The organism is Gimesia aquarii, from assembly GCF_007748175.1.
Taxonomy (GTDB): Bacteria; Planctomycetota; Planctomycetia; order Planctomycetales; family Planctomycetaceae; genus Gimesia; species Gimesia aquarii_A.
This window is the reverse complement of record NZ_CP037422.1, coordinates 3,567,482-3,579,306: the sequence shown is the minus strand read 5'-3', so window position 1 is coordinate 3,579,306 and position 11,825 is coordinate 3,567,482. Positions and strand designations below refer to the sequence as shown.

General features: G+C 42.4%; 10 protein-coding genes. 7 read left to right on the top strand and 3 right to left on the bottom strand.

The features are described 5' to 3' along the window. The first annotated feature begins 134 nt into the window (after positions 1 to 134). The 7 genes from thiO (at position 135) to V202x_RS13730 (ending at position 6,510) form a co-directional block, all read left to right on the top strand. Positions 135 to 1,241, top strand: a complete 1,107-nt coding sequence (gene thiO / locus V202x_RS13760) for a glycine oxidase ThiO (RefSeq protein ID WP_145175756.1) — start codon at positions 135 to 137, stop codon at positions 1,239 to 1,241. Between the two features lie 38 nt (positions 1,242 to 1,279). Next, positions 1,280 to 1,729: a D-aminoacyl-tRNA deacylase gene (gene dtd / locus V202x_RS13755; RefSeq protein ID WP_145175753.1), complete on the top strand. Its 450-nt coding sequence runs from the start codon at positions 1,280 to 1,282 to the stop codon at positions 1,727 to 1,729. A 268-nt stretch (positions 1,730 to 1,997) separates the two neighbouring features. Further along, the gene (locus V202x_RS13750; protein ID WP_145175750.1) at positions 1,998 to 3,212 is read left to right on the top strand and encodes a CvpA family protein; all 1,215 of its coding nucleotides are present in this window, start codon (positions 1,998 to 2,000) and stop codon (positions 3,210 to 3,212) included. Between the two features lie 528 nt (positions 3,213 to 3,740). Beyond that, positions 3,741 to 4,016 (top strand): hypothetical protein, encoded by a 276-nt coding sequence (locus tag V202x_RS13745; protein ID WP_145175746.1) that lies wholly within the window; start codon positions 3,741 to 3,743, stop codon positions 4,014 to 4,016. 286 nt (positions 4,017 to 4,302) lie between these two features. Next, complete coding sequence (locus V202x_RS13740) at positions 4,303 to 4,485, top strand: hypothetical protein (RefSeq protein ID WP_145175743.1); 183 nt, start codon at positions 4,303 to 4,305, stop codon at positions 4,483 to 4,485. Between the two features lie 319 nt (positions 4,486 to 4,804). Continuing rightward, positions 4,805 to 6,154, top strand: a complete 1,350-nt coding sequence (locus V202x_RS13735; RefSeq protein ID WP_145175740.1) for a hypothetical protein — start codon at positions 4,805 to 4,807, stop codon at positions 6,152 to 6,154. A 149-nt stretch (positions 6,155 to 6,303) separates the two neighbouring features. Beyond that, entirely contained in the window at positions 6,304 to 6,510 is a 207-nt protein-coding gene (locus tag V202x_RS13730) for a hypothetical protein (RefSeq protein ID WP_145175737.1), read from the top strand. 350 nt (positions 6,511 to 6,860) lie between these two features. Here V202x_RS13730 and V202x_RS13725 read toward each other — a convergent pair whose 3' ends face one another. The 3 genes from V202x_RS13725 to V202x_RS13715 form a co-directional block, all read right to left on the bottom strand. Further along, positions 6,861 to 7,787, bottom strand: a complete 927-nt coding sequence (locus V202x_RS13725) for a hypothetical protein (RefSeq protein WP_145175734.1) — start codon at positions 7,785 to 7,787, stop codon at positions 6,861 to 6,863. A gap of 251 nt (positions 7,788 to 8,038) precedes the next feature. Next, positions 8,039 to 10,207: a hypothetical protein gene (locus tag V202x_RS13720; RefSeq protein WP_145175730.1), complete on the bottom strand. Its 2,169-nt coding sequence runs from the start codon at positions 10,205 to 10,207 to the stop codon at positions 8,039 to 8,041. After that, positions 10,208 to 11,692, bottom strand: a complete 1,485-nt coding sequence (locus V202x_RS13715; RefSeq protein ID WP_197993383.1) for an HD domain-containing protein — start codon at positions 11,690 to 11,692, stop codon at positions 10,208 to 10,210. Between the last annotated feature and the right edge of the window lie 133 nt (positions 11,693 to 11,825).

The following is an 11,825-nucleotide window of genomic DNA, read 5'->3' as shown; positions in this document are numbered from 1 at the left end:
GCACTTACGAGAGAAGAGGTATCGTTTCTTGGTGTTAGAGTTCTGCTCGACCCTTTGATTCTGTAAGCAGTCCGCTATAATCAATCGCCTTGAGTTCTCCGAGTTTTTGAGTGATACCAGGGCACATAATTCTTATGATGGATGTGAATATTGTTGGCGGTGGGGTCATTGGCCTATCTGTCGCTTATGAATTAGCAAATCAAGGTCTGTCTGTTGCCATCTTTGACCGCCAGCAACTGGGAAAAGAAGCATCCTGGGCAGGGGCGGGCATGTTGCCTCCTGCGGATCTCAAGTCGGCAATGACTCCCGGTATTCGACTGCGTGCCGCCAGTAAGCTGTTATGGTCCGAATGGTCGAGCCGGTTGAAAGAGGAATCGGGCATCGACAACGGTTTCATCAATTGCGGTGGTTTGCAGATTTCACTTGGTGATGAGAGTGCCGAGTGGGATGGCTTCATTTCAGAATGGCGCGACTCAGGTGCGTTGATTGAAGAATTCGATCAAATGATGTTACAAGAGCGCGCATCGTTTTTAAGCGAGCAGGTGAAGAAAGCATTTTATCTTCCTGAGATGAGCCAGGTTCGGAATCCCCGGCACTTAAAGGCGCTGCTCCTGGCTTGTGCAAATCAAGGAGTTCAACTTAATTCCGGAATGCCGATCGTTGGTTTTGAAATGAGTGATTCCAAAATCACAGGCGTCCGAACTTCATCAGAAATTCATCATGCAGAGAAAACTGTGATTGCAGGAGGCGCCTGGTCTTCTGAAGTTCTTAGTAAACTTGGAATCAATTGCGAACTGGTTCCTGTCCAGGGACAAATCGTTTTGCTGTCGGTGAATTGCCTGCCGTTTCGTAATGTGATCGAATGTGGTAGTCAATATCTTGTACCTCGTAGTGATGGTAAAATTCTGATCGGCTCGACGGAAAGCAATGTCGGTTTTAATAAAGACAATACCGCTGAAGGCGTTGGCGGCTTGATTCAGTTTGCACAGTCTGTTGTCCCATCTTTGAAAGAGGCAACCTTCGAACGTGCCTGGGCTGGTTTACGACCCAAGTCGATTGATGGTCTACCGTATCTGGGATTTGTGGAAGGCTACGATAATCTGTTAATGGCTGCCGGGCATTATCGCGATGGGTTACAACTTTCACCGATTACCGCCAGGCTGGTCAGACAATTGATCTGTCAACAGAAACTTGATCTTCCGCTCGAACCCTTTTCCTGTTCACGTGGGATGAAAGGCTGAGTGATGATCAGGAAAACGAACCAATTAGGAGAGACAAATTGAGAGCCGTTGTTCAGAGGGTTTCCCGCGCGAGTGTGACCGTGAATAATGAGATCACGGGACAAATCGAACAGGGCTTTTTGGTTTTACTCGGAGTCGAACAGGATGATACACAGGATGATGTGATCTATCTGGCACAGAAAACTGTGGGACTCCGTGTCTTTGAAGATGAAGCCGGGAAAATGAATCTGGCATTATCTGATGTTAACGCGAAGATGCTGGTCGTGAGCCAGTTTACTTTACTGGGCGATTGTCGCAAAGGACGTCGCCCCAGTTTTGTGAATGCCGCCCGTCCCGAACAGGCAGATGAGCTCTATCAAAGTTTTGTGGCAGAAGTGAAAGGGCATGGAATTGAAGTCGCCACAGGACGTTTTCAAGAACACATGGATGTGGAGCTGGTCAATGATGGGCCGATCACGCTGCTGCTAGATAGCAAGAAACAGTTTTGATCAATTCAGAATTGAGTACCATTGAAGTGGCGATTAAGCAATTAAATTCACATCACCTCAAACGTAGTGATTCCAAATTATTATTTCAGATGTAGTTTGAGAATACTATCTGACTGCTGAGATACAAGCCTTAATTTGGTCTTTGCGCTGACAGTGATTTTTACCTATAATCCCCTACCCTTGATTTTCGAAAAATCGGGGGAGTACCAACAGGGAAGGACCGTCCGCCCGATGATTATGGAAGATCCAAGTTAGACAGGATGTCGAAATGTGGTTTGATTTACTGATTGCGGGAATTTTGCTTTACGCCATCTGGAAGGGGGCTTCCAAAGGAGTGGTCTGGCAATTGGCAGCGATTGCTGCTTTAGTCCTTTGCTTTGCTTTTGCAGAATCGCTATCTTTGCAATTGGCTCCCATGATTAATGTGAAGCCTCCGTTGAATCGCTGGATCGCGATGTTAGTGATCTATATTGTATTCTCATTTATTTCGTTTACAGTGGCGCGAAGTTTAAAATCAACTCTTGATGCATTAAAGTTCCAGGAGTTTGATCGTCATCTGGGAGCGCTTTTGGGTCTAGCAAAAGGCATCATCTTCTCATTGTTTCTGACTTTTTTCGTAATCACGATTTCCGAATCAGCCCGTGCCACTGTTTTGACTTCTCACAGTGGTTATGCAGCTGCGGTTATCTTAGACGAGCTGGCTCCTGTCATGCCGGCAGGGTTTCATGATGTTCTTGATTCGTATCTGGCCGAATTGAATCATCCCGACGTTCCCGTTCGTGACCGTAATCCCGATGAAGAACTGTTTGGCGACGACCGTAAGCATCAGGGCGAACAAAACCCGTTTCCACCTGGTTCAAACGATCTTCCCAATCCGTTCTTTCGCGGATCAGAAGGAGATGGCTCTAAAGTTCGAACTACGAATCAGGAACCCTCATTAAAAGAGATTCTCAAGAGCATTCCCGTCTATTTACGCGGAGAGCTGGAAGATAAGATCATTGAAGCCTTCAATTCAACTGCTCCTGAGGACCGTGAGGAGTTTGCCAGGCAGCTCACGTCCCGGATCCCCGGTGTGTTGAGAGGGGTTGCTGAAAACTGGCAAAATGGCCAACCAGATAGCTCAACCACATCAGGTAGCCCTTTGTTTGACGCAAATAGAAATCAAGAAGAGAAATTGAATCCTGAGCGGGCAGTGTTATTGCGGGATATTGCTGCGATCTATTCTGACTATCCTGAGGCACAGAATTCACTCATCGAGGAGTTTGAAGAAAGCCTCTCAGGCTTGCCAGATCAGGTCGTAATGGCAGTCTTAAGAGACTGGCGAGCAGATGTGCTATTGACTGGGGGAGACCCCGATTCCAAGACAGATGTAACCACACCGTTGGACGTGAGAGTTTTGCGTCAATTAGAGCTGCAACGGGTCTCACTGGATTCACTTAGTTCAACACTGCAGAGCCGGTTAAAAAACATTCAAAGACGTTAGAAATCAGAGTCTTAAAAGTGGTTGTTACAGACTGATATGACTATGACATAGTCATAAAGCAATAAAAGGGCAACACAAAGCAGGCAAATCAAGTTACATACAGAGCTCTAGGGAGCAACAGAGAGAAGATTTGAAAACCCTATAAAAATAGGGATATTTGAAATCTGAATTTAACATAACGGACATGATCAGACGTTCATACTATACTTAGTATAGTGGGGCAATCCCTATCTCCGTTTTTGCTCTACCAATTTTCATTTGCTTAGTTTTCTCCCCGATTTGTTCGGTTCTATTCTGGAGAAAATTTGCTTATAGCAAGTGCCTCAAAAACTACTATACATCAATGAAAAAACCCGGTGTCTAGGGCACCGGGAAATACAGGCTAGATCACGACAAATAGCCTGCCTTACGATGAGTTAGCTTGACGGTCCACTCACCGCGTACAGAGATTATACGCGAACCGCACGCCCAGTCTAGGCCAACTCATGACTAAATTTTTTAGGTGTGCGGAAATTTTGGAGAGCGTAAATGTCTGTTTATTTTGCTGTCAAAGCTCAGGACGGTGCAACTCTAGTTCGTCATTCACCGGTGAAAGATGATGCCCACAATAGCTACGTGGATATCGCCGTAATAGGCCGAACACTTCAGGCTAAGGCTGCTACATCACTGGTTGCTGGAATGGCTGAGGGCACACGTGTAGATGCATCAGGCTACGAAACAGAAACGTCATTCAAGGGCAATAAAGAGGTTCGTTACACCATTACGAAACTCAAGGAAGCTGGTCCTACTTCCAGTTCTGCTTAGTTAGATCTGACTTGAGGGGCGGTGAACGTGCCGTAAGGCACAAAATCAAACTGGCCGTAGGCTCCATATTGGAACCCGTTCTTAAGCCAGTCGCCTCCCCTAATCCTGCTTTGTTGAGTCGTCACTTTCGGGGGGTCACCGATAGCTGCCCCTCAAAGTGATGATTCATAAAAAGCAGATTTGAGACGTTTAAGTAAATCTTTGAGAGGGCCGTCTCACTTCATTGTTTTCGTTTGGGGTAGGTGAGGTGAGATGGTTTTAAACAACAATAAAAAGGGGGTTTAAAATGAGAAGATGGGAGATCACTTTGGTTAAATCCGGTCGTTTCGATTCTGAATTAATACATGCATATGATGAATCGGCGGCACGAAATTACGCGAAGCGTCACTTTGTTAAGCATGGATGGACGATTAGTAGCGTTCGTGAAAGTAACGAGTTTGCAAATCTCAAAGTCAGAAAGGAGAGCTAGCCTTGTACCAATTAATGTTTGACCACATGTCAAAAAGAGAAACGCATACAAGAATGTTTAATTTTCTTCATATCGCAACTCAAGATCATCACCGCTTCGGGATTCTGTTACTCGAAATGAGGATACAAGGTTTTAACCTTATTTCGATAGAAGATCTTTACGGCAACGAAGTGACTCTAGCAAAGATGTTTCATGAAGAGCTGGGGAATCATCGGGTTTCGTTAGCTAAAGCGGTATAAAAAATAAACCCCTGAGAACTGCCATTCTCAAGGGTTTGAATTTGCTTCAAGTCAGCACTCAAGCAGAAAGGGATTCTACAATGATCCGTAGAACAAAGCAAGGACGTTTTGGTTTTTCTTCACTGGAGAAAAGTGGTCAAGGAACTGTAATCAAGGATGCAACAAAAGACCTCTACGGGTCGGGGAAACAACGGATTGTCTCCCCATCCAGCAAGGATGCAAAGGGGGCAGGGACGCCGCCTTGGAAGGTAGGAAGCCATCAGGAAGATGATGCGGGCGGGACGGCGGAGCCGGACCGCCCTTATCTTGAAAAGAAACACAATACTGTGGAAAAGGAAATTGAAACTCAATTCCGCACAGTGGAAATAGACTACGTCTATGTGGGCTGCTCCTGCAGGAGCAGATTTTGCCCTGATTGCTCGGAAGGGCAGGGGATTTTACTGCGCGAACGTGTTCGCAGCGCTTTGAAGAAATGGAAACACTGTCAGATGTGGACTCTGACAGTCGATCCCAAAATTTTCAATGATGATCCGAAGGCCGCATTTGAGTACTGCAAAGAAAAACGTGTCATTGGTGAGCTCGTAAAGGCTCTCCGTCGCAAAGAAGAATTTAAGATAGGCCGGCACTATTTTTGTGCGGTCGAATGGCAGAAAAAAACGGAATTCGTGCATTATCATTTGTTGTTGGAAACCGAATTCATCCCGTTTGATATTGTCTGCCACTATTGGAATTTGAATCGTCCTAAATGGGCGACTATTTCCGAAGAGGACCAAAAGACAGGGCGTCCAAAATTTGGCTCTGTTCGTTATACGTCTCGCGTAAAAAAAATTAATACGGTTGCTCATGCAATCAACTACGCAACTAAGTATGTGATTAAGTATCCCGATCACGGGTTCCCTGATTGGGTCATGAATTACCCAAAGAAAATTGACCGTTACCACATTAGTCAATCGTTTTGGCGTCAAGCGATGACTCAGGCAGAAATTGAAGCTCTCAAAAAACCGGAAGTACTTCATTCTCTCGACTGCACTTGTGATAACTGCGTACATGAGCATGAACCACGTTCAAATCGTAAGACTCATACAGAGCGTTTAGACAACTGTAAAACCTCTGGAATTGTTTTACAGCGTAAGACGGTAAATTATCCTGGCGGTGAACAGAGACGTTATTACGGCTATTGCTTTCCTGTAGACGGTGATTTTATTCAAGTAGCGAATTCTCTTGAGAATTACGAAGGGAAAAGAGAAACGGTTTTAACATTGCATGAGTATGCAGGCTTTAAACAGGCGGGCCGTTGGTCCTCTGACTTTGAGTATGACGTTCATTTCTCTGAGCAACATCTCGTTTTCATTGATCGCCCGGCCATTTACGAGGGCGAATTTCAGGATGGTGTAATATTTGAGGGAAATATTGAGGACGCCACTTTTTAAAGGAAGAAATTTTATGTATGGATTTTTGGACTATCTGACATATGCGATGATGATTGTCTCACATTTTATAATCATGTTGGTCACGATTCTTTTTGCGGTCATCGCAGTAGTTTATGCAAGGGATGTGGCTAAACAGAAAAGGGATATTGATGATCGATTTGATTCGTGAATTTGTCTCTGCTTCGGCTGCTGTTCCTTCTTCGCTTCTGTTTTACTTTACTCTTAGTTATTCGTTCCGTTGGTTCATGAGGGCGACTCGTTACGATCCGCGAAGCATAGACGGTCACTATGTTGAAGGTGAATTGGAATCAAACTTTTTAGATGATGAAAACTATCAAAATTTTAGGGAGGATTAAAAGTGCCTATCGTTGAATGTTTACTTGTCGCATTGTTTATTATGATTATCAATCTCTGCGTTCTGACTTGGATATACTGGATGAAGTCAAAGCAGGAATGGCAGGAACTTCGAGCTGTTCGTTTAATGTTAGCTCCAGAAATTGTTTCAGTTTTAATTAACTCGAAGTCGCAAAAAAATATACCCACAAAAATTCAATCTGTTCACGCGGAACAGGGCGTTGGAATTGAGGACATTTTTAGCTAGTATTCGCCTGTTGCTTAAAAAGTAAATTTAGCCTGAATGGCTTTTTGATAATATTCTAGCTAAATGTAAACGTTTACATTTTTTCGATTACAGCAAAAAAAAATTCTAGTTACGTCTAGTCGGTCGTGGGCTTGGGGCCGGAGCTTTCTTAACCTCTGGAACTAGGTCTGGATAGATAGTGGGTTTTAGGGTCTTAACTCTATTTAGCGAAGGAGCTTCTTCGACTGCATATGTTGTCTCCTCTGGATAGAGCGAATGAAGGGCATAGAGATATCCTTGAATCTGATAAACATCTGGTAGCGGCACAAGTTGCTCACTAGTTTTAATGGCATCAAGTAACGTCTTCGAAGGTTTTGAGGCATATGGATTTCGAACGTATTCAGTTAAAGCTTTACAATACATCAGGCGTAGTTTTCGAACTAGGCATTCACCATCACTCAAGGAATCATCTCTTATTAATTTTTGTTGCATATCGTTAATAGTTTTATCGGCTTTATCAAATTCACCACGTGTTGTATACAACCGAATTAAAAGCTCTTGACATTCAAATTCGATGAATTTGCTATGATTTCGTTCTCTTGCAAGTTTTAGAAGATGTTCACATTCTTCGTAGTTGCCTAAATTAAGAAACTGCAAGGAAATTTCGACAAGCTCTGGTGCAGTTCCCACATTTGACCGTTTGTCAATACGCATACAATCTGTGCAGTGACTGATGATTTCATATCGCCTCTGATCTGACATTGATGCAAATTTTGCAGTGATTGGAGCGCATGTGACGGGACTCAATCTAACATTTTCATTCGACTTACGGATTTCGGCCAATGAGTTACGAAATTGTTCTTCGTCAGATTTCTTCGAATTGAATATATACCCTAAGTAACCGACTACAAGAACTAGGATTCCACAAACTACTTTAATCCACATAGCTACATTTTGATGATCTACACTGGCTTTTCGTTCTTTCTTCGGTAGGTCATTTGTCTGGCTAGTTTTATTCGCTGGTGTAGATGAAGGTTTTGGCTCCAGTTCCATTTTGAACTCCTTGGTAATGTTTTTGCGTAGGTTCAATAAAATTGTAACGTTAATTTGCTAAATGAGATCAATGAATTATTTAAAAATTAGATTGAACAGGAGTTTTATTTAATGCTCTCATCGTGTTAGTCTGATTTTTAATGTTGAGGGATAGAGTTTAAATCGAATTGAATAGGCACATTTTAAAACAAACGCCAAGTGGTCTCATCGAAGATTTTGTATCTTTGTGATGTCATTATTGGGTTATGAATCTACTTATTGACTTTCGCAGCATTACGCACAGAGTATGCAATGTCGCTTGCAAAAAGTTGTTGAATTTCCTCCAATTCATTGGCAATTTTCCTATTCGGAGCTTGCGACTTTAATGTACTCAACGCATCTGCCGCTGCACGTCTTAGTAGGATTGAAGAGTTTGATTGAGCTGTTTTTAGTGCGTAGGTTACCATTCGCCATTGCGGCCGTGTTAATGTGGCATTATTTTTGTTTACGATTGCATCAAATGCTAGAGCTGCAGCGTTTGTGTTTGGATCTTGCATACCCATAATTACTGGAACCCAAGTACTTTCTGAAATAGTTGGGATTTCTCTGACAGCAGCAAATGCTGATTTCCGAATTTCGGGTGAACTGCTACTGAGAGATTTCTCTACAATACACAGTAATCTATCACCAAAGACATCAGGTAAATGGTATTCAATACAAGAAAGTATAAAAAGAGCGTGTCCTACTACTTGATTTAGTGTGACACCATTGAAACGAAATACGCTGAGAGGATGATTTTGTTGTTCAATATCTGGAAAATGTCCTGTCAGTTCTATTCTTCCTTCGGCAATTGGTGCCAAGACTTCAAATAAATCATTAGCGAGATTTCGGTCGAGGACATCAGCAAATCTCTTAATACAATCTATGAATGGATACTTATTTGCGAGTACATTTTCTGGATCAGAAATAGACTTCGAGAGTGCTCTAATGACGTCCCTAATGGATTCCGGACTGAAGTTCTTTCGGTTACTAGCCATCGCGTGAAGATCGGTCAGAGATAGATAGTGTACATATACGATTTCATGCTCTTTTACAGAATGCCAAGTCATTTTTGGTCCATTGACCGGGATTGGTTGAGTGCCCTTGGGTAATTGTTGAACTACGTTATTTAGATCAGTTATTATCTTTTTGGCGTAGTTGTCCAACTGATTGTTTGTGTTAAGTATTTCATATCCGAAATGAGGTGCAAGTTGCATCAACGCGGGATATATTCCTTGACCTTTTGGAAAAAGGGCATCTCGGATTGTTTTGCTGACAGACTCAGGTCCATAGGAAACGATTCGACCTAGCAAGTTTAAAGTTTTCGCATAGTCTTGGGAGTTTTTGCGGTCCGTTGCCAATGGAATGGCTAGGTCTGCTAGTACCGGAAGAGATTCTTCAGGTGAAGCAGGAACGGTTTGATATACGGCATCGATTATTTCTTCTCGATTTAGAATAAGCTTGTTTGGATTCTTTTCTATTTCTTTCCATGCAGGATGTTTAGTTGCAGTTATGATGATTTTTTGAGCCATTTCTTCTGTGGAACGGGATGCGATTGCTTTAATAGTATTCCATGCGACCTTTTCGGACGCTCCGTGATCTTCTGGATCTCTCTCACGTTTGCATCGGGGGAGAATCCATCGAATCAGTCGATCTACAAAATCATTAGGAACAATGTCAGTTGCCTCCTGGATAAACTCACATGCAATATTGAAGTGTGATCTGAGATTTGCAGTGGTCATTAACTTTTCTAAGACCTTCGAGATTTCTTTAGGTTTTCTTGAATCAACTAAAGACTTTGCGATTTGTTTAGCTATTTCTGAGTTTTCTGCAATTGACGCGTGAAATGCTGCGTCTGCAAACTCTTGAAGTCTAATGCACTCTTCGGCCATGTAGCAGGATGCGTTACGGAAGGAAGACCAATGTCCCTGCTTATAGGTTCTAACTAATTCTCTCCAAAAAGTAGGTAACGAGTCGTAGCTTTGTCCTCTTGCTGCCTGCTTTGATGCATGCAGTAAATCTGAATCATTTTGATGCCTTATTCCAGCAAATCGCATTTCGTCAACTAAGTTCTGATAACGAGATATTTCATCTGAATCAATCGATGCAAAAGCAACATTTGACCTGTTGAATTCAATCACAATTGCAACGTTATGTGGAAGCGATTTCAGTAGAGGTTCTAGCTCCAAGCTGAATACCTGATGCGAAGCCTTAAACTCTTTATCTAAAAAGAGCAGCTCAGACTTCGTCGAAAGTACTGCAGCACGATCTATGTCAGCTAAGCTAGTGGTTTTAAGATGCTCTTCAATTAATTGAAGAGCTCTATTTAGATTGCCGCAATATGCTATGCGATGAGCCATGGCAATTAGATTTCGTGTTTTATCTTCCACTAAATCCAGCATTTAGTTTAGCTCCCTATCTTGACTAAAGTCACCTTGTAACAGTTCCATCTGTGAGAGCTCTGCTTTAAGCCAAGGTTTTTCAGAAGCAGATGCCCATTCAAGAGCTTCCTCAATTGCTTCTTTTGACTCCAGGTATTCGCACGATGCTTCTAGTGCTCTAATTTGCGATTTTGTAAATAGCCACTTTCTTTTATCAGAGTTGGGTAAGTCTGAAAATTCCGGCGTGAGTATTTGGAGTAACCTACGTATGCTAAAGTGGTCGCCATCATCTATTTCCCACTCAAGGAGCCGAAGTCCAATCTTTAGTCGCATATCTAATGTCAATTGCTTAAGGTCTTTTGTGTAGGGATTGAAAAGCAACGAGTGAGCATCTCTGCGTCTACCCAATTCAAAAAGGTCTGTCGCAATATTGCTTAACTCAATGAGATATTCTTCGGTTTCAAGCTCTGAATTTCGTTTTTGTAGTGAATCTATTCTACGGCGAATACTGGGTTGTGCCTCCTTGTACAATGTTAGAGTTGCAAGCTGTTGTGCTTCATTCTCGACATTTCGACGCCTTGAAAGCTGTTTCAACATTGTAGTTAATACTTCTTCCGGCATAGCGTCACTATGTAGTTTATCTCTGACTTTAGCAGTAGCAGTCCAATGGCAACCGTTCTTCAGAAGAATGGTTTCATGGTGTTGAAGCTCGTCACGAATCCATGGCATTTGTAACTTGGGAATGACTTTCGAGTACTCATCTTTGTAATCTTGTGGGAAGTCAAACCAAACTGTGATTAATCGTTGATTTACATCAAGTGTAACATCTTCAGTGTAATAATGTCGCCACCAATGTGTTTGGGATTCCAAGTCTAGTAAGAGCGTTCGCTCCTTTTCTCTACTTGCTCGTCGCCGTGATTCGTCGAGGATATCAGCGATTCGAAGGAATGCGCTAAGTAATGGTGTTCGTATAGAAGGTCCTTCTTCAACCAAGTCTTTATATTTATCAGTATTAGTCGGTATACAGTGAGCGTGACAAAGGTTGGCTATATAAGAACCATTAAATTCTGCAGTTAATTGAATTCCGATCGGAGGTTCGCTTGAGGTCATGGAATTTCTAACCATTTCGGCAGAAATCTGATTATGATATGCTCGTAAGTATTCACGCCGTTCTGATTCAGTTTGTTCTTCCCATGGTGTTGTTAAATTTAAGTCTGAGATCACTTTGGTTTTTCCTGCACACTCGTAATGCATGCCGATATCGTGCAAGTAACAGGAGCTGTATAGAATAATTAATTCTTGATCTGATAATGGTTCCTTGATCCCTTCTTGTAGCTGGTCTACTAGCGAGGCAACGTTGTCTGAGTGGTTTACGCTATGATCAGTAAAATGGTGTAAGAGATTGTTGGCTAATATCCCTGCTACTTTCATTCGTAATGCAATGAGTAGTGCGCGATAGCTATCATCTTGAAAATGTTTAAATTTGGGTGGTGTGCCAATATTCATTCTTTGGTCAATCCTGAATTTTATGTTTACACGTATTGTTGTTCTATAAACTGATAAGTGTAGATTGATTATATCATGCCTGCATAAACCCGTCTTGCTCATAACCATCGAATTGTTGATTTGTCGGTTAAAC